19 protein-coding genes are annotated in these 18034 nt (G+C 36.7%); 16 read left to right on the top strand and 3 right to left on the bottom strand.

Annotation, left to right across the window (positions count from 1 at the left end; genetic code table 11):
• Position 1: 1 nt before the first annotated feature.
• The 4 genes from AC4BC4_RS09125 (at position 2) to AC4BC4_RS09110 (ending at position 4066) form a co-directional block, all read left to right on the top strand.
• A complete protein-coding gene (locus AC4BC4_RS09125) occupies positions 2-1372 on the top strand; it encodes a uracil-xanthine permease family protein (RefSeq protein ID WP_490475469.1) in 1371 nt (456 codons plus the stop codon).
• Between the two features lie 192 nt (positions 1373-1564).
• Positions 1565-2542 carry a GMP reductase gene (gene guaC / locus AC4BC4_RS09120; RefSeq protein ID WP_490475468.1) on the top strand — a complete coding sequence of 326 codons (978 nt, stop codon included), beginning with the start codon at positions 1565-1567 and terminating at the stop codon, positions 2540-2542.
• 211 nt (positions 2543-2753) lie between these two features.
• Positions 2754-3083 carry a PadR family transcriptional regulator gene (locus tag AC4BC4_RS09115; RefSeq protein WP_438755803.1) on the top strand — a complete coding sequence of 110 codons (330 nt, stop codon included), beginning with the start codon at positions 2754-2756 and terminating at the stop codon, positions 3081-3083.
• On the top strand, positions 3083-4066 hold the full coding sequence (locus AC4BC4_RS09110) for a permease prefix domain 1-containing protein (protein ID WP_490475467.1): 984 nt from the start codon (positions 3083-3085) through the stop codon (positions 4064-4066). The genes AC4BC4_RS09115 and AC4BC4_RS09110 overlap by 1 nt, the downstream gene beginning before the upstream one ends.
• Positions 4067-4125: 59 nt before the next feature.
• Here AC4BC4_RS09110 and AC4BC4_RS09105 read toward each other — a convergent pair whose 3' ends face one another.
• Together AC4BC4_RS09105 and thiD are read right to left on the bottom strand one after the other, a co-directional pair.
• Positions 4126-4674, bottom strand: coding sequence for an ECF transporter S component (locus tag AC4BC4_RS09105; protein ID WP_438755805.1), 549 nt, complete (start codon positions 4672-4674; stop codon positions 4126-4128).
• A gap of 11 nt (positions 4675-4685) precedes the next feature.
• Positions 4686-5510, bottom strand: coding sequence for a bifunctional hydroxymethylpyrimidine kinase/phosphomethylpyrimidine kinase (thiD, locus tag AC4BC4_RS09100; RefSeq protein WP_490475466.1), 825 nt, complete (start codon positions 5508-5510; stop codon positions 4686-4688).
• A 399-nt stretch (positions 5511-5909) separates the two neighbouring features.
• Here thiD and AC4BC4_RS09095 point away from each other — a divergent pair, with 399 nt between their 5' ends.
• From AC4BC4_RS09095 to thrB, 8 genes are all read left to right on the top strand, one after another.
• On the top strand, positions 5910-7352 hold the full coding sequence (locus AC4BC4_RS09095; RefSeq protein ID WP_490475465.1) for an aminotransferase-like domain-containing protein: 1443 nt from the start codon (positions 5910-5912) through the stop codon (positions 7350-7352).
• A gap of 29 nt (positions 7353-7381) precedes the next feature.
• Entirely contained in the window at positions 7382-8107 is a 726-nt protein-coding gene (locus AC4BC4_RS09090) for a nitroreductase family protein (RefSeq protein WP_490475464.1), read from the top strand.
• 116 nt (positions 8108-8223) lie between these two features.
• Positions 8224-9948 carry a phospho-sugar mutase gene (locus tag AC4BC4_RS09085; protein ID WP_438755809.1) on the top strand — a complete coding sequence of 575 codons (1725 nt, stop codon included), beginning with the start codon at positions 8224-8226 and terminating at the stop codon, positions 9946-9948.
• A 77-nt stretch (positions 9949-10025) separates the two neighbouring features.
• Positions 10026-10802: a pyrroline-5-carboxylate reductase gene (gene proC / locus AC4BC4_RS09080; RefSeq protein ID WP_490475463.1), complete on the top strand. Its 777-nt coding sequence runs from the start codon at positions 10026-10028 to the stop codon at positions 10800-10802.
• 136 nt (positions 10803-10938) lie between these two features.
• Positions 10939-11226 (top strand): ArsR/SmtB family transcription factor, encoded by a 288-nt coding sequence (locus AC4BC4_RS09075; RefSeq protein WP_438755811.1) that lies wholly within the window; start codon positions 10939-10941, stop codon positions 11224-11226.
• A 133-nt stretch (positions 11227-11359) separates the two neighbouring features.
• Positions 11360-12649 carry a homoserine dehydrogenase gene (locus AC4BC4_RS09070; protein ID WP_438755813.1) on the top strand — a complete coding sequence of 430 codons (1290 nt, stop codon included), beginning with the start codon at positions 11360-11362 and terminating at the stop codon, positions 12647-12649.
• A 3-nt stretch (positions 12650-12652) separates the two neighbouring features.
• Positions 12653-13711: a threonine synthase gene (thrC, locus tag AC4BC4_RS09065; protein ID WP_438755814.1), complete on the top strand. Its 1059-nt coding sequence runs from the start codon at positions 12653-12655 to the stop codon at positions 13709-13711.
• Positions 13708-14571 (top strand): homoserine kinase, encoded by an 864-nt coding sequence (gene thrB, locus AC4BC4_RS09060; RefSeq protein ID WP_438755815.1) that lies wholly within the window; start codon positions 13708-13710, stop codon positions 14569-14571. The genes thrC and thrB overlap by 4 nt, the downstream gene beginning before the upstream one ends.
• A 62-nt stretch (positions 14572-14633) precedes the next feature.
• Here thrB and AC4BC4_RS09055 read toward each other — a convergent pair whose 3' ends face one another.
• Positions 14634-15491, bottom strand: a complete 858-nt coding sequence (locus tag AC4BC4_RS09055) for a pyruvate, water dikinase regulatory protein (RefSeq protein ID WP_490475462.1) — start codon at positions 15489-15491, stop codon at positions 14634-14636.
• 99 nt (positions 15492-15590) lie between these two features.
• Between AC4BC4_RS09055 and AC4BC4_RS09050 the strand changes: the two genes are divergently transcribed.
• The 4 genes from AC4BC4_RS09050 to AC4BC4_RS09035 all read left to right on the top strand — a co-directional run bounded on the left by AC4BC4_RS09050 (position 15591) and on the right by AC4BC4_RS09035 (position 18030).
• Entirely contained in the window at positions 15591-16019 is a 429-nt protein-coding gene (locus AC4BC4_RS09050) for a Fur family transcriptional regulator (RefSeq protein WP_438755817.1), read from the top strand.
• 208 nt (positions 16020-16227) lie between these two features.
• Entirely contained in the window at positions 16228-16404 is a 177-nt protein-coding gene (gene rpsU / locus AC4BC4_RS09045) for a 30S ribosomal protein S21 (RefSeq protein ID WP_002356740.1), read from the top strand.
• 25 nt (positions 16405-16429) lie between these two features.
• The gene (locus AC4BC4_RS09040) at positions 16430-16879 is read left to right on the top strand and encodes a GatB/YqeY domain-containing protein (RefSeq protein WP_438755818.1); all 450 of its coding nucleotides are present in this window, start codon (positions 16430-16432) and stop codon (positions 16877-16879) included.
• 182 nt (positions 16880-17061) lie between these two features.
• Positions 17062-18030, top strand: coding sequence for a PhoH family protein (locus tag AC4BC4_RS09035; RefSeq protein ID WP_490475461.1), 969 nt, complete (start codon positions 17062-17064; stop codon positions 18028-18030).
• Positions 18031-18034: the final 4 nt, after the last annotated feature.

Below are 18034 nucleotides of genomic sequence, written 5' to 3'. Positions count from 1 at the left end.
AATGACAGATACACAAATGAAAAAATCAAAATTGACGGTAGGACCAAATGATGATCTATCAATTGGTCAATCTGCTCTTTTAGGAATTCAACACGTTTTAGCGATGGATGTGTATGTAGTACCATTTATTATTGCATCAATCATTGGATTGACAACGAAAGAATCTTCAGCGCTGATCCAGTCGACTTTTATTGCAGCAGGTATCGCTACAATCATTCAGTCTCATTTTTGTATGAAATTGCCTGTTGCCCAAGGCCCATCCTTTATTCCTATTGGGGCTGTTGCAGGTATTTATTTTGCAAATAATCACAATGGTAACGGCTGGGGAGCTGTTTTAGGCGCCAGTTTGGTTGGCGCAATTTTAGTTATTGTTTTAGGCTTAACGGGTATTTTCAATCGATTGATCAAAGCTTTTGTCCCACCAATTGTAGGTGGTACGATCATTTTTATTGTGGGCTTATCATTGATGCCGGTTGCACTCAATGACAATGTTTTTAATGCTTCAGGAGATTTAGGACAAAATATTCTGCTAGCAGTGATTTCAGCTGTAACACTGATCTTATTTGCGATGATCGGTTCACGATTTCCTAGAAAAGGCCGTATTTTTAGAATATCTTCTGTTATTTTAGCCTTAGTCATTGGAAGCTTAGCGGCAAAATTTATGGGGATTCTTGATTTATCTCAGGTCAAAAATGCATCATTGATCAGCGTACCAAAATTACCATTTGTTGATCTTTCCTTTTCATTCGATTTGTCTTCAATTTTAACAATGATCATTATTTATGTTGTACTAATGGCTGAAACGACCGGTACTTGGTTTGCAGTTAGTAATGTCTGTGAGGAACCTTTAACAGATGAAAATATCAATAGAGGAGTTGTAGGTGAGGGAATTGGCTGCCTAATTTCGTCTTTGTTGGGGACAACACCTGTTACGGGGTATTCAACGAATGCAGGGATCATTTCTATTACAGGAGTTGCAAGTAAAAAGGTATTTGTGGCAGCTGGTGCTTGGTTTGTCGTTTTTGGTTTGTCAGGGAAACTATCAACGTTGATTTCTTCAATTCCTTCTCCTGTAATCGGCGGTGTTTTTGTGATTGTTTGCGGAATTATTTCAATTAGCGGAATCAAAGTGATTAAAGAAGTTGAAATAAATGAAAAGGAAATGTATGTGATCGCAATTCCAATGATTCTAACGGTTGCATTGACATTGATTCCTGAAGTGTTTATTCAATCATTGCCGCAATTTTTACAGTATTTAATCGGTTCATCTGTGGCAACGGCTTCGATCGCCGCGATCGTATTGAATTATGTATTACCTGCTGAAAAAACAGAAGAGCAAATAGTTGAACCCAAGAAAATAAAAACTGTATAAACACGAAAGATAACCATTGTTCTTTCAAAACACGAACTATTGTTTCTGGAATTGTAATTTTTCGTTATTTACCTTTGACTTTTGTATATGAATAGTGTAAATTAGCATAGGTGTTTTAAAATGCGAACTATTAGATGGAGAACATTCTTTTTTTTGCGTGTTTTAATAGAACTTACTAGGAGGCAATACAGTATGAAAGTTTTTGATTACGAAGATGTCCAGTTGATTCCAAATAAATGTATCGTGAGCAGTCGTTCACAATGTGATACAGTGGTGAAATTAGGGAAGCATACCTTTAAAATGCCTGTCGTACCTGCGAATATGCAAACGATTATTGATGAAGAAATTGCAGAATTTTTAGCTAAAAATGATTATTTTTATATCATGCATCGCTTTGATGAAAATGCTCGAATTCCATTTATTGAGAAAATGAATGCTAAAGGCTTGCTCACGTCCATCAGTGTAGGGGTAAAAGAAGCTGAATATGGTTTTGTAGAAGAATTAGCAGAACGTAATTTGATTCCCGATTATGTAACGATCGATATTGCGCATGGTCATTCAAATGCAGTGATCAATATGATTCAACATCTGAAAAAACATTTACCAGATACCTTTGTTATTGCTGGAAATGTTGGAACGCCTGAAGCGGTCCGTGAATTAGAAAATGCTGGAGCGGATGCGACAAAAGTCGGAATCGGTCCAGGTAAAGTGTGTATCACAAAAATCAAAACAGGATTTGGAACTGGCGGCTGGCAACTAGCAGCATTACGCTGGTGTGCTAAAGCTGCAAGAAAACCAATAATTGCAGATGGTGGCATCCGGACACCGGGTGATGTTGCAAAATCAGTCCGTTTTGGTGCAACAATGGTCATGATTGGTTCACTATTTGCAGGTCATGAAGAATCCCCTGGTGAAACAAAAGTAGAAAACGGCGTAGTTTATAAAGAATATTTTGGTAGTGCATCAGAGTTTCAAAAAGGTGAAAAGAAAAATGTTGAAGGAAAGAAAATTTGGATTCAACATAAAGGAAGTTTAGCAGATACATTAGTAGAAATGCAGCAGGATCTACAATCTTCGATTTCTTATGCTGGCGGTCGAGATCTTGAAGCGATTCGTAAGGTAGATTATGTGATCGTAAAAAATTCTATTTTTAATGGGGATACAATTTAATTTAAGACGAAAGGTTCTTTTTCCCTTCAGTCCCCCAATAGTATATATCTTCAGTTTGACCATCAGTCGCTGTGAATTAAAATAAAAAAGGAGCGTATTTTACGTTTCTTTTTTATTTTGATTATTTTTACTTTACCTGTCGTAGTAATCGTGTTATGATTATTACAACGACAGACGTAGTACGTCAGGTGAAGTAATAGGAGGTGATTCAATGATCGGCAGTGATGCAATAAGAGGATATAATGACACATTCATTCTATCAGTACTACAAGAAGGTGATTCTTATGGTTACGCGATTTCCAAAAGAATCACAGAAATCTCCGAAAGCAATTATTCAATCAAAGAAACGACGTTATATTCAGCTTTTAACCGCTTGGAAAAAAATGGATTTATCGACTCTTTTCCTGGTCAGATAACGCATGGGAAAAAGAGGACATACTATAAAATCACTTCGGCAGGACACGCGTATTTAGAAGAAAAAATACAAGAATGGAATCTTACAAAAAAAGTCGTTGAACGCTTTATAAAGGAGGAAAAATAATGAAAACGATCCAGGAATATATCGACAGTTTATTTTTAGGAATAGCTGAAACAAGTCAAACAAAACAATTAAAAGAAGATCTGTTAGCAGGTGCTGAGGATCGCTATGAGGATTTAAAAAAACAAGGAAAATCCGAAAATGAAGCAATTGGTGGTGTCATTTCAGAATTTGGATCAATTGATGAGTTAGTAGAAGAAATGAACATAAAACAAGAATTTATTGATGAAAAGGGATTTGAAATGGATGAAATCACTTTAGCTGATTCAATTGATTTTCTAGCTGTTCGACGTAAAGGAGCAACACTGATTGGATTTGGTGTTATGACGATTATGATAGGTGCGGCAACTTTATTCACGTCTATGGGATTAGCTAGTGGAAATTATGGGATAGGTTTTGGGCTACTATTTTTGTTTGTCGGTACCGCTATTGGAGTTCCATTATTTATCATCGCAGGAATAAGTATAGTCAATTCGAATAAAAAATTGGATGATCGTTTTATTCCTATGCAAGTAAAACATGAAATGAAAAAAAGAAAAGAAAACTTTCAGCGTTCGTTTGTTTTTTGCATGGTGGCCGGAGTAGTGTTGAGTATTCTCTCATTGATTCCTGTATCCTTATACGCTTTAATAGATTCATCACAAGAAAATGTAATGTTTGGTGCTGGGTGTATGTTTTTAGTCGCATCTTTTGGTGTTTTCTTCTTTATATTCGGAGGAGTGATCATGGGAAGTTTTACTAAAATGCTAGAGCAAACGTATTTCATTTCTGATGAAGGAGAATTAGGACCACGCGCTAAAGCAGAACGAGATAGCAAAAAGCCATCCTGGCTGCAAACCCTTGAAAAAATTTATTGGCCAATCGTTGTTGCAATCTTTTTAGGACAAGGATTTTTATTAGGAAATTGGGGATCAAACTGGATCATTTTTCCTGTAGCTGGAATTGCTTTTGGTGTATTAGAAAATATTTTTAGCAAAAATGATTAAAGAAAACTCCGCTTATTGTTGGAATACCCAAGATAAGCGGAGTTTCTTTATATAAAAAATCAAAAGGATTGCCTTGAAAAAATGATACTCATTGCCTTTTTCAATGGAAAATAAACAAGTGTCACAATAACAATAGTTGTAGCCACATTAATAAATGTTGCTGGTAGTTTGGATAAGGCACTTGCAAAAGATACACTAAAATCTGCACCTGCAATAAGTCCCATCACAGTGTTTTTTATTTGCGTCATGATTATCTTAACAATTCCTGTTACGACAGCAACTACAATGACTTTCCAAATGACATCAATATTTTGATGGAAAAATAAGATGACCAACGCCGCCGCACCCCCGACAATAAAACTTTCCAAAATAAAGTATGGCGCTTCGGCAGCAAAGCCATTTAAAACATCAAAAATAGCAAAACCTAGCCCTCCAGCTAAAGCCCCTTTTTTATAACCAATCAAAAGTACAGCTAATAATAAAACTGAGTTACCTAAATGAGCAAAGGCACCAGTTGGCATAGGAATTTTGATCATTGTTCCAAGAACGGTCAATGCAGCAAACAATCCAACCAATACAATGGATGTCGTTGAGCTTTTTTTATTCATTCAAACACTCCTTATTTTTCTATCATTCGATCTTGGGCATGATTATATGCTCCATGCCATACATGGCCAAGAAAAGGATTGATTTTTTGACCGTTTTCAATCGCCGCAGCTACAAATTTCTTTGCTAAGGAGACAGCATCAACGACTGAGTAACCTTTTGCAAGACCCGCAGTGAGAGCTGCAGCAAAGGTACAGCCAGCTCCGTGGTTATAATCGGTTAAAAATAGTTCACTTTCAAAGAGAGTGAAATTCGTTCCATCATAGAATAGATCAATCGCTTTATCAGTTTTTAAACGGTGACCCCCTTTAATCACAACATTTTTAGGGCCCAAATCAATAATATTTTTTGCTGCTTCTTTCATTTGTTCAATAGAAGTTAAATCTCCCATTCCAGACAAAATTCCTGCTTCTACTAAGTTTGGTGTTGTTACAGTTGCTTTAGGCAAAAGCAAACGAGTCATTGCAGCAACATTTTCTGGTTGGAGTAATTCACTTGTACCTTTACATGCCATGACGGGATCGATCACGATATTTTTCATATTAAACGTATCGATATAAAGTCTAGTTACTTCGATAGCTTCAATAGAGCCAAGCATTCCTGTTTTCATAGCGTCAAGTGCTCCGCCTGCAAATATAGTTTTTAATTGTTTTTCCACTAAATCAGGTTCGATCGGAGTAACTGCGTGACTCCAACCTTCATCTGGATCCATCGTCACAATACTAGTTAAAGCTGAAAATCCAAATGTTCCATATTCTTCAAACGTCTTTAAATCCGCTTGAATACCTGCACCGCCACTAGAATCAGAACCAGCAACTGTTAAAACTTTTTTTATCATAGTCTAACCTCTATTCAGATAAATTTTGATATATATAGTGTAAAACAAACATAAGTTGACAAAAACAGCCAATTGGGTTATTTTCAGGTCATCCAATTGCTGCGAATCACGGAGAACGTAGTGATCCGATGATGAGCAGTACAAGCCGACTGAAAGGAGAGTTGATCCTTGATTTTGAATCACGGAGAACGAAGTGATCCGATGATGAGCAGTACAAGCCGACTGGAAGGAGAGTTGATCCTTGATTTTGAATCACGGAGAACGAAGTGATCCGATGATGAGCAGTACAAGCCGACTGAAAGGCGAGTTGATCCTTCAAAATAATAATCAAACTTAGTCAATTATAAAATATCCAACTAAAAATAACAAAAAAATCAATCCAATAATGGAGGCTAAAAAATGTGGTCACTAAAAAAAGAAAAAGGGGTTCCAGTATATGTCAGTATCATCGAACTAATTTTGTCTTACATTAAAAATGGCGATCTTCTACCAGGTGAACGTTTACCCTCAGAAAGAAAGTTAGCAAATTATTTTCAAGTAAATCGTTCTACTGTCGTTCATGCATTAGATGAGCTTGTATCTTTAGGCTGGATTATCAGAAAACAAGGTAGTGGAACGATTGTTAATGAAGGGAAATGGGGAATCAGCACTACGCCAAGAACAGATTGGCGGCGCTATTTGGAACAAAATGCTTTTGCTAAGGTTGATCCTTTTACTGAAGAAATCGAACGATTGATCAAGCAATCAGATGAGCATATTTTAGATTTGTATACAGGAGAATTGCCAATGGATTTGATTCCCAGTTTCTCATTTCCACCATTGACATGGAAACATTTTTTAGAGCAGGAACAGCAAGACGACTTAGGTTATTTACCATTAAGGCAATCAATCAGTCTTGAAACTAAAAAAGAGTATGGTCTTTCGCTTCCACCAGAAAGTCTTCTAATTACATCAGGTGCGCAGCAAGCGTTATTTTTGATTTTACAAGTATTGCTTCAATCAGGAGATAGTGTAGCAATCGAAGATCCGTCTTTTCTGTATGCATTACCGATATTTCAAGCAGCTGGTATTCGTCTTTATGGCGTAAAAATGGATCAAGAAGGTATCCATCTAGAATCGCTAGAAAAAATGATGCGCCAACATCGCGTCAAAATGGTCATGGTCAATCCTTCATTTCAGAATCCTACTGGAAAAACGATGTCGATGAAACGCAGAAAAGCATTAGTCGAGTTATGTCAAAAGTATCAAATCCCCATATTAGAAGATGATGTGTTTGCCAAACTAAATTTTGTTCCGTCAGATCAAATTCAGCCGTTAAAAAAATTAGACCCGGAAAATGTCCTCTACATTGGTTCTCTTTCAAAAATTCTTGGCTCAACAACCAAAATTGGTTGGCTAAGTGCACCGACATCAGTCAATCAGAAGTTAGCGGAAGCAAGAAAAATGATGGATTTCTCTATCAGTATTTTCCCACAACTATTGGCGAATTTGGCTTTAACAGATAGAGGTTTTACAGATAAAATTTCTGATCTAAAAGAAACGGTAGAACAAAGAGCCACAGCGGTATTTGAGGTGCTAGATAAAATGGACGAATGGGAAGTAAGTATGCCTAAGGGAGGCTTTTATATTTGGGCAAAATGGAAACAAGGAAAGCTTAGATCAAAGGATTGGTCTGTATTTTTACAGGAAGGGTTATTAATTGCGCCAAGTTTCTCTTTTAGTGAAAATCAAGATAGTATTCGGATTAATTTTACCAGAATAGACATGGAAACCTTACCGATTTTTAAAGAAAAATTGCTAAAAATCACAAAAATAATTACGCTTGATTCTAAAATAGTATGATAAAATAAACATAAATGGAGGAAAATGAAATGAACAGAACGCTTGATATTTTGAAAAATAGACGTAGCTATCGTGATTTTGACGAGAAACATGATCTAACTAAAGACGAACTGCAAGAGATTTTAGATGCAGCTCGCCAAGCACCAAGCTGGATGAATGGACAGTTTTACAGCATTATCGTAATTCAGGACAAAAAGCTTCGTGAACAATTAGTCAATTGGAATCCAGGCAATCCCCATATTTTGAAAAGTTCTATCTTTTTACTATTTGTCGGTGATTTGTATCGTACAAAAATGGTCAGCGAAGCGCATGAAAGTGTGTATTCTATTGATGAAAGTATTGAACCAATTATTCTAGCAACGACAGATGCGGCTTTGGCGCTTGAAAATGCAGTCATTGCAGTTGAGAGTTTAGGCTTAGGTTCGGTAGTTGTTGGAAGTATACGCAAGCATGGAAAAGAAATTAGTAAATTATTAGAGCTGCCAGAGTACACTTTTCCATTATTTGGTTTAAGCATCGGAAAGCCCATCGTTGAAATGGAGGTCAAACCACGTTTGCCAGAGGCTGCGGTAGTTCATTATGATCGATATAAACCATATACTTACACATTGATCGAACAATATAATCAGATAATGGAAGAATTCGGTGAAGCTCGAGAAACGAAACATTGGAGTCGAAAATTTTCAGATTTTTTTGCATCGGAGCCAACAATGCTTACCGATCGATTATTAAAACTTCAACATCTATTAAAGTAAATATGTAGAGCCGATTTGAGGAGGGTTTTTTTTTTTATAGTCATCACTTTATTCTAAAGCTCTGCAATGATATACTTACTAGTGAGAAAAAACAAATGAAAAAAAGAGGTGCTAACATGTCTTGGGAACAAGTATATGAACAGTGGATAAATGAAGAAAACGTACCAGAATATTTAAAAAAAGAATTAAACGATTTAAAAGAAGACCCTGAAAAATGCGAAGATGCGTTTTATGCACCTTTAGAATTTGGAACAGCGGGTATGCGGGGTATTTTAGGTGCTGGTATCAATCGGATGAATATTTTTACGATTCGTCAAGCAACGGAAGGATTGGCCCGTTTTATGGATGCTGAAGGAGCTGAGGTAAAACAACGCGGTGTTGCAATCGCTTATGATTCTCGCCACATGTCTCCAGAATTCGCGATGGAAGCAGCAAAAACATTAGCGCAACATGACATTCCTGCTTTTGTATTTAAAAGTTTAAGACCAACCCCTGAGCTATCTTTTGCGGTTCGTTATTTGAATGCATTTTCAGGGATCATGATCACGGCATCCCACAATCCGGCAGCCTACAATGGCTACAAAGTTTATGGTGCAGATGGTGGACAAATGCCGCCAGCGGATGCGGATGCATTAACGAAATACGTTCGTGAAGTTGAAAATCCATTAAAAGTTGACGTTCTAGCAGATGATCAAGCAAAAGAGAGCGAATTGATCACGATCATTGGTGAAGAAGTTGATGCCGCTTATCTAAAAGAAGTGAAGGCTGTTACAATCAATCAAGAATTGATCAATGAAATGGGTAAAGAGTTGAAACTTGTTTATACACCATTACATGGCACAGGAAAGATGCTAGGTGAAAAAGCGTTGCAACAAGCTGGATTCGAAAAATTTGTTCTTGTTCCAGAACAGGCAATTGCTGATCCTGATTTCACAACAGTTAAATCGCCAAATCCAGAAGAACATTCTGCCTTTGAATATGCTATTCGTCTAGGTGAAAAAGAAGGTGCGGATTTATTGATCGCAACAGATCCTGATGCCGATCGTTTAGGTGCAGCAGTTCGCTTACCAGATGGAAATTATCAAGTTCTAACAGGTAACCAATTAGGCTCAATCATGATTCAATATATTTTAGAAGCGCATAAACAAGCTGGGACTTTACCAGAAAACGCAGTTGTTTTGAAATCAATCGTGTCTAGCGAGTTAGCGACTGCGATCACAGCGAAATACAATACAAAAATGGTAGATGTCTTGACAGGTTTTAAATTTATTGCAGAAAAAATCGAGCAATATGAAGAAGATCATTCACAAACATTTATGTTTGGTTTTGAAGAAAGTTATGGCTATTTAGTAAAATCTTTTGTACGTGATAAAGATGCCATTCAAGCATTAGTTTTATTGGCGGAAGTTGCAGCATTCTACAAAAAGCAAGGAAAAACCCTGTACGATGGCTTACAAGATATTTTCAATGAATATGGATATTTTGAAGAAAAAACAATTTCAGTCACGTTAAGTGGAATTGAAGGTAGCGAAAAAATTAAAGCCTTGATGAAAAAATTCCGTGAACAAGCACCCAAGTCCTTTGCTGATATCAACGTAACGCAAACAGAAGATTTCAAACAATTAACAAGAACTTTCTCTTCGGGAACAGTTGAAGCATTGACAACTCCACCATCCGATGTACTAAAATACTTCTTGGAAGATGGCAGTTGGATTGCTATTCGTCCATCTGGAACTGAGCCTAAAATCAAATTTTATTTGGCAACTAAAGCATCTTCTCAAACAGAAGCTGACCAAAAAATAAAGAATTTTGAACAAGCGGTTAATGCATTAACAAATTAAAATGAAAGGACTGAAAAAAACTGGACAATAGGTTTATTTCAGTCTTTTTATTTGTAAAATCATAAGGAGTGGTAAAAATGAAGATTGGATTTATCGGAGCAGGACATATGGGCAGTGCGATGATCGAAGGATTGCTAAAAGCAAAAATAGTAGCACCTGAAAATTTATTTGTAAAGGGTGGTTCAAGTGGTACTGCTGAAGCACTGCAAAAGAAACTTGGATTTAAATTGATCAAAGAGTATGACGCTTTGAAAGAGTGCCAAGTGATTTTCATTGCTACAGGTGCTAAAATTGTCTTAGAGATATTGACACAAGCAGCCCCGAACATAAGTAAAAATACTATTCTTATTTCGGTGGCGACAGGACATACAGTAAAAGAAGCTCAAGCTGTGTTAGGGGAAGCGATTCATGTTGTTCATGCTATTCCAAACACTCCTGTAAGTGTGAATGCTGGAATGATCGGTACTGTTTTTGCAGATCAGATGCCTAGTGAATCAAAAGCAGAAGCAACTCGCATATTGGAATCATTAGGAAAGGTAGAAGAGGTCAGCGAGGATCTTTTGGGAACATTTGGTACAGTTGCAGGATGTAGTCCAGCATTTGTAGATATTTTTATGGAAGCATTAGCAGATGGCGCGGTGTTAGAAGGTATGCCTCGGGCGCTTTCATATGAGATAGTTGCCCAAATGATGTTAGGGTCTGCTAAACTTGCAATCGAAACAAAAAAACATCCAGGAGAATTAAAAGATGGTGTCACTTCACCTGGAGGCAGTACTATAAAAGGTGTTACTGCTCTAGAAAAAAACGGATTTAGATATGCTGTGATCGATGCAGTCAAGCAAGCAAATAGCTAAAAACGATACTTTACAAGAGGCAAATGGGAGAGCTATTTAAATCCTAGTTGCCTTTTTAGCATCAAAGAAGAATTTTATCGTCTTTTGAAAAAAGTTTGCTATAATATATAATAGAATAATGAAAGGAAGCTCAGCGATGAAAGAAATAGAAGAGATTCAAAAAGTAAGCCAGTTATATAAAGTGTTGAGTGATCCAACAAGATTGCGAATTTTACTTTTGTTAAAAAAAGGAGAATTGAATGTAACGGCGATCGGAGAACAGCTTTCAATGGAACAATCAGCCGTTTCTCATCAATTAAAACTATTACGAGATAATCATGTAGTAAGATCCAGACGTGAAGGAAAAACGATCTATTATACATTGGACGATCATCATGTCATCGACATTCTTAACCAAACATTTGAACATATCAAACACCAATAACTCACCTTTTCTAGGATTCCCATGGGAAAATCAAAGAAAAGGGTAGTTTTTTTTACGTCAGTTGGGTATACTAGAAACATGTTTTATTAGAAGAAAATGAAATGTTTCTAATTTTATAGTTGGAGGAAGAAGAATGAAGGAAAAATTGAAAGTTGGGTTACTTGGACTAGGTACAGTTGGCTCTGGTGTACCAACAATTTTACAAGAACATCAAGAGAAAATTTCGCAAGTGACAGGAATGGAGATCTCGATTTCAAAAGCGTTAGTACGGGATGAAGAAGAAAAAAAACGTCTAGCTGAGAAATTTGATATCCAACTCACAACAAGTATTGAGGATATTATCAATGATGATGAAATCAAAATAATTGTAGAATTGATCGGAAAAGTAGAGCCCGCAAAAACCTTCATTACTAAAGCACTAGAAAATGGCAAACATATCGTGACAGCAAATAAAGATCTTTTGGCCCAACATGGGAGTGAATTGGTATCATTAGCGCAAAAAAATAATTGTGATCTCTATTATGAAGCAAGCGTCGCAGGTGGTATTCCTATTTTGCGGACGATTGCCAATAGTTTAGCTGCGGACAATATCCAGAAGGTATTAGGAATAGTTAATGGAACGACAAACTACATGCTGACTCAAATGGTTTCAGAGAAAAAAACGTATAGTCAGGCGTTAAAAGAAGCCCAAGAATTAGGTTTTGCTGAATCTGATCCGACGAATGATGTGGACGGTATTGATGCAGCTTATAAAATGGTGATCTTAAGTCAGTTTGCTTTCGGAATGAATATTCGCTTGGATCAAGTTGATGCACGTGGTATTAGGGGACTATCTTTAGATGATGTTGAAATGGCTGCTCAATTGGGGTATGAAGTGAAATTGATTGGTTCCTCAGAGAATCAAGAAGGCAGTATTGCAGTTGAAGTCGGACCGATGCTTGTCGCAAAATCACACCCGATCGCTTCCGTTCGTAATGAATTTAATGCTGTATTTATCGAAAGTTCAGGTGTTGGGGAATCTATGTATTACGGACCTGGCGCTGGTGCAAAACCAACTGCTACAAGTGTGGTCAGCGATATCATTACGATTGCCAAAAATATTCGCTTAGGAACGACAGGGCATATGTTTAATGCCTATCAACATGATACAAAATTGGCAGCAGATGATACGATTTCTGGAAAATATTATTTCTCAATCGAAGTGCCAGATCGACAAGGTCAAATATTAAAATTAACACAGATAATGACTGAAGCAAATGTTAGTTTTGATCAACTCGTTCAACAAAAGTCTGATGGTACTAGAGCTCGAATCGTAGCAATTACACATACAATTACAAAAGAACAGATGAAACAAGTCGCCAAAAAAATCGAATTGACAGAAGAATTCGAACTATTAAATACATTTAAAGTATTGGAGGATTAATCGATGTACGAAGGGTTATTAACACAATATAAGGAATATTTACCGATCACAGATAAAACGCCAATGATTTCATTAGCAGAAGGAAATACACCATTGATTCCATTGCATAGTTTATCAAAGGAATTGGGAATTAATCTATATGGAAAATATGAAGGATTAAACCCGACCGGTTCATTTAAAGACCGCGGAATGGTCATGGCCGTTGCTAAAGCAGTTGAAGAAGGCGCAAAAGCAATTGTTTGTGCTTCAACCGGTAATACGAGCGCAGCAGCTGCTGCATATGCTACAAGAGCAGGGGTTAAAGCGTATGTTGTTATTCCAGATGGCAAAATCGCAATGGGCAAGCTAGCTCAAGCAATCATATATGGTGCAGATATCATTTCAATTCCAGGAAACTTTGATGAAGCACTAAAAGCAGTCCGTGATATTGCCAAAACAGAAGCAGTGGCATTAGTAAATTCAGTGAATCCATATCGATTAGAAGGCCAAAAAACAGCCGCCTTTGAAGTCTGCGAACAACTTGGGCAAGCGCCAGATGTACTTGCAATCCCTGTTGGAAATGCTGGTAATATTTCGGCATACTGGAAAGGATTCAAAGAATGGCATGATAAAAAAGGAACACTATTACCAAGAATGCATGGTTTTGAAGCAGAGGGAGCCGCAGCTATCGTAAAAGGTGAAGTAATCGAACAACCTGAAACAATCGCGACAGCGATCCGCATTGGGAATCCTGCTAGCTGGACATTGGCAGAAGCTGCTCGTGATGAATCAAAGGGATACATTGATTCTGTTACAGATGAAGAGATTCTAAATGCCTACCGCAAAGTAGCTGCGCAAGATGGCGTGTTCGTTGAACCAGGATCTGCAGCATCGTTAGCAGGAATCATTCAACATGTGAAAAGTGGAAAAATAAAACAAGGTGAAACAGTAGTCGCTGTTTTCACAGGAAATGGATTGAAAGATCCTGATACAGCAATTAATGCAACTGAAGTCAAAATTTCTAAAATGAGTGATTTAGAAGAGATGAGACTGCATTTGCGTAACGGAGTGTCAGAACTATGAAAATAAGAATTCCCGCAACCAGTGCAAATCTAGGTCCGGGGTTTGACTCATGTGGTATCGCCGTGTCACAATACCTTAATATCGAAGTATTGGAAAACGCGAAAGAATGGCAAATTATCCATTCTTTAGGAAGTGATATCCCCTCAGATGCAACAAATTTATTGATTCAAACAGCACTAAAATTAGCACCAGACCTTGCTCCTAAAGTGTTGAAAATGACATCGGATATTCCGTTAGCAAGAGGTTTAGGTAGTAGTTCTAGTGTAATAGTTGGCGGAATTGAACTTGCTAATCGTTTAGGAAATTTGCAGTTATCTCAAAAAGATAAAGTACAGATTGCGACTGAGATCGAAGGACATCCAGACAACGTTGCCCCAGCCATATGTGGAGATTTTGTTGTGGCGAGTTACGTTGACGGACAAGTCCATTCTGTGAAACATCATTTTCCAATGTGTGATGTGATTGCTTATATCCCTGATGTTCATCTATTGACATCTGAAAGCCGCAGTGTACTTCCAACTTCTATTCCGTATAAAGAAGCTGTCCAGGCAAGCTCGATCGCAAATGTAATGATTGCGGCAATTTTAAATGGAAACTTGCCATTGGCTGGTGTAATGATGGAAAAAGATCGTTGGCATGAAGCGTACCGCAAGAAATTGGTGCCTCATTTAGAAGAAATCCGAGCGTTAGGTCATAAAATAGGTGTCTATGGCGCATTTTTAAGTGGAGCAGGACCAACTGTTTTGGTTTTATCACCTGAAGAAAAAACAGATCAAATGGTTCAAGAATTGGAGAAATTACCTGATTCAGCAGCTATCAATGTGCTATCAATAGACCAAGAAGGAATTCAAGTATTTTAAGAAAAAAAACTAAGAGCAGTGAGTTTTTAATCAACTCATTCTTATGCTCTTAGTTTTTTTTATTACGCTTCAGGTGATTCAGTTGCGTAATAACTATGATCTTCCAGATTTAACGCATTTAAAATCATCGAAGCTGTTTCTTCAATCGAGAGTGAGGCAACATTAATAACGACACATCCCAGTTTTTCATATAAATCATTGGCAAAAGTCAATTCTTTTCTGATTTTTTCAATATCTGAGTAAGAAGTATTAGCAGGTAATCCATAAGTTCTCATTCTCTCTTTTCGGATACCATTCAAAATATCTGGATCATTTGTCAAGCCCACAATTTTTTTAGAGTTTGTTTCCCACAATTGTTTTGGTAAATGAGCCTCTGGGATCAAAGGCAAATTTGCTACTTTCAAATTTTTATTCGCTAAAAATAAACTAAGTGGCGTTTTCGAAGTTCTAGAAACACCTAATAAAAGCACATCGGCTTCCAAGAAACCGCGAGGATCTTTTCCGTCATCATATTTAACAGCAAATTCCATAGCTTCGATCCGTTTAAAATAATTTTCATTCAAATGATGCAGTGCTCCAGGTTCTCTTGTAGGTGCAATCCCAGTCAATCGCTCGATTTCAGCTACTGGAGGTGTGAGTATATCAAAGTGATATAGATTATGTTCTTCGAAGAAATCATTCGCAATTTTGACTAAACGATCACTTACAATCGTATGTAAAACCATAGCATTTTCACGTTTGGCATCTTCAAGTGCTTTTCTAAGTTTACCTTCTTCTTTTGCAAATGTTCGTCTAAATAAAGAAAAATCGATCGTTGGATATTGTGCCATAGAAGCTGCTGCCAATTTTGAAGCTGTTTCGCCAGCTGAATCGGAAATAACGAAAATCGTTACGCATTTTTTAGGTTCATTTGTTGTCATGATAGGATTCCTCTCTTGCTTTTTTTTTAGATTTATTATACCATACCTTCATGAATCTTATCCGTAATGATTCTGATTTGAAAAACTGGAGGTTGTCAAATGGCACAGTCAAATTCAAAAGTAGAGCAGTCATTAGCAGTGATGAAAAAGCATGGCTTAAAGTATACAAAAAAAAGAGAAGCCATGATTACTTATCTAATTCGAAGAAATCGTTATATTTCTGCAAGAGAAGTCTATGAATTTATGAATCAAGAATATAAAGGTGTAAGTTATGACACTATTTATCGCAACTTACACGATTTTGAAACATTTGACCTGTTAGAAACAACAGATTTGAACGGAGAAAAAAAATTCCGGTTCCATTGTTGCCAAGAAGTAGGCCATCATCATCATTTCATTTGCACGGTTTGTGGAAAAACAAAAGAAATTCACATGTGTCCAATGGATTTTTTTGAAGAGCAATTAAGTGGATGTGAAATTGAAGGACATCGATTTGAAATTTTTGGACGATGTGAGGAGTGTAAATGATTGTTTTTTTAGAGGAAAAATGATGAATAATACATGTGTGTGTAAAAATTTACTCATTTTGGGACTTTTTTATGCATTTTTTCAATACAAAGGTTGACGTTAAAATAACCATTCGATATAATGTAACAAGAACGGTATTTTATTTATGTCTAATAATTCATAAATATAAAAAACGGTTACTTTTTAAGCTCGGAGGGAGGGAATTAACATGTCAAAAACTGTCGTTCGTAAAAACGAATCTCTTGACGATGCTCTTCGTCGCTTCAAACGTTCCGTTTCAAAAGCGGGTACTTTACAAGAATCTCGTAAACGTGAATTCTACGAAAAACCAAGTGTAAAGCGTAAGAAAAAATCTGAAGCAGCTAGAAAACGTAAAAAATTCTAGTTTTCGATGAATTGGAGTCGGTTGTATGTCATTACTAACAACATTGAATGACGACATCAAAACTGCAATGAAGTCAAAAGATAAAGATACTTTATCGGTACTTCGCATGTTGAAAGCAGCCATTCAAAATGAGCAGATTAAAGCTGGCCGTGATTTGGACGGAGAAGAAGAGTTGACAGTGTTATCTCGTGAGATGAAACAACGCAGAGACTCTTTATCAGAGTTTGAAAAAGCGGGACGTGACGATCTTGCTGACAAAGTAAAAATCGAAATCACAATTGTTGAAACATATATGCCAAAACAACTTTCAGAAGAAGAAATTCGTCAGATCGTTCAAAAGGCAATTGATCAGACTGGAGCCGCTTCACCAAAAGAATTTGGTAAAGTAATGAGCGCTGTAATGCCTGAAGTCAAAGGCAAAGCAGATGGCAATAAGGTCAATGCAATTGTAAAAGAATTACTACAAGAGAATTAGTCAAAATGAAATGGCCAACGGAAACCCGTTGGTCTTTTTGTTTAAAAAAAATGAAGACAGAAAATGGGAAAACAAAGAGGAATCACTAAAAACAAGTATCTAGTTTAGCCCACTCTCTTTTTAATAAATAAATAATATGGTATGATTATAAAGAATGAAAAAATAAAGGAGATGGGCGTTTTTTGACAGAAAATCAGTCAATATCGTTGGAATTAAAATTAAATGATTCTGATGATGTGAGTATGCTTTTAGGAACCCATGATAAACATATAAAATATTTAGAAGAAAATACAGAAGTAACCATCAACACAAGGGGAGAAATAATCCAATTACTTGGTGAAGAATCCGAAGTTCAATTAATTGCTTCAGTTTTGCGAACTTTGCAGGTGTTGATTCAGCGCGGTATTAAAGTTAGTACACCAGATGTTGTTTCTGCTTTAAAAATGGCAAAAAGTAATGATTTAGATTCTTTTGTAGCAATGTATGAAGAAGAGATTTTAAAAGATCATCACGGCAGAGCCATTCGAATAAAAAATATTGGTCAAAAAAGATATGTGGATGCGGTAAGAAAACGTGATATTACTTTTGGAATTGGACCGGCAGGAACAGGGAAAACCTTTTTAGCAGTCGTTATGGCTGTTTCGGCATTAAAAAAAGGTGAAGTCCAAAAAATTATTTTGACTCGTCCAGCTGTTGAGGCAGGAGAAAGTCTGGGTTTTTTACCTGGTGATCTAAAAGAAAAAGTTGATCCTTATCTACGACCTGTATATGATGCGTTGTATCAAATTTTTGGTATGGATCATACAAATCGTTTGATGGAACGTGGTGTGATTGAGATTGCACCATTAGCCTATATGAGAGGTCGAACTTTAGATGATGCTTTCGTTATACTAGATGAAGCTCAAAATACGACAATCGCTCAAATGAAAATGTTTTTGACAAGATTAGGATTTAACTCCAAAATGATCGTCAATGGTGATACAAGTCAGATTGATTTGCCTAAAGGCGTAGGCAGCGGTTTGATCCACGCAGAAAAAACATTACAATCGATCGATAAAATTGCGTTTGTTCATTTTGATGCTGGAGATGTTGTAAGACACCCAGTAGTTGCTCAAATTATACGAGCATATGAAAAAGAAGATCAAAAATAGGCTT

It is taken from the genome of Enterococcus sp. AMC1086 (genome assembly GCF_058216575.1).
The sequence above is the reverse complement of the archived record's forward strand: the minus strand, read 5'-3'. Positions and strand labels throughout refer to the sequence as shown.

Coding starts and splice junctions, on each gene's coding strand:
- proC (WP_490475463.1), top strand. CDS start 10,026: ATGAAGATTGGATTTATCGGAGCAGGACATATGGGCAGTGCGATGATC.
- thiD (WP_490475466.1), bottom strand. CDS start 5,510: ATGATAAAAAAAGTTTTAACAGTTGCTGGTTCTGATTCTAGTGGCGGT.
- AC4BC4_RS09050 (WP_438755817.1), top strand. CDS start 15,591: ATGGCACAGTCAAATTCAAAAGTAGAGCAGTCATTAGCAGTGATGAAA.
- guaC (WP_490475468.1), top strand. CDS start 1,565: ATGAAAGTTTTTGATTACGAAGATGTCCAGTTGATTCCAAATAAATGT.
- AC4BC4_RS09115 (WP_438755803.1), top strand. CDS start 2,754: ATGATCGGCAGTGATGCAATAAGAGGATATAATGACACATTCATTCTA.
- AC4BC4_RS09040 (WP_438755818.1), top strand. CDS start 16,430: ATGTCATTACTAACAACATTGAATGACGACATCAAAACTGCAATGAAG.
- thrB (WP_438755815.1), top strand. CDS start 13,708: ATGAAAATAAGAATTCCCGCAACCAGTGCAAATCTAGGTCCGGGGTTT.
- AC4BC4_RS09095 (WP_490475465.1), top strand. CDS start 5,910: ATGTGGTCACTAAAAAAAGAAAAAGGGGTTCCAGTATATGTCAGTATC.
- AC4BC4_RS09125 (WP_490475469.1), top strand. CDS start 2: ATGACAGATACACAAATGAAAAAATCAAAATTGACGGTAGGACCAAAT.
- thrC (WP_438755814.1), top strand. CDS start 12,653: ATGTACGAAGGGTTATTAACACAATATAAGGAATATTTACCGATCACA.
- AC4BC4_RS09070 (WP_438755813.1), top strand. CDS start 11,360: ATGAAGGAAAAATTGAAAGTTGGGTTACTTGGACTAGGTACAGTTGGC.
- AC4BC4_RS09075 (WP_438755811.1), top strand. CDS start 10,939: ATGAAAGAAATAGAAGAGATTCAAAAAGTAAGCCAGTTATATAAAGTG.
- AC4BC4_RS09055 (WP_490475462.1), bottom strand. CDS start 15,491: ATGACAACAAATGAACCTAAAAAATGCGTAACGATTTTCGTTATTTCC.
- rpsU (WP_002356740.1), top strand. CDS start 16,228: ATGTCAAAAACTGTCGTTCGTAAAAACGAATCTCTTGACGATGCTCTT.
- AC4BC4_RS09090 (WP_490475464.1), top strand. CDS start 7,382: ATGAACAGAACGCTTGATATTTTGAAAAATAGACGTAGCTATCGTGAT.
- AC4BC4_RS09085 (WP_438755809.1), top strand. CDS start 8,224: ATGTCTTGGGAACAAGTATATGAACAGTGGATAAATGAAGAAAACGTA.
- AC4BC4_RS09110 (WP_490475467.1), top strand. CDS start 3,083: ATGAAAACGATCCAGGAATATATCGACAGTTTATTTTTAGGAATAGCT.
- AC4BC4_RS09105 (WP_438755805.1), bottom strand. CDS start 4,674: ATGAATAAAAAAAGCTCAACGACATCCATTGTATTGGTTGGATTGTTT.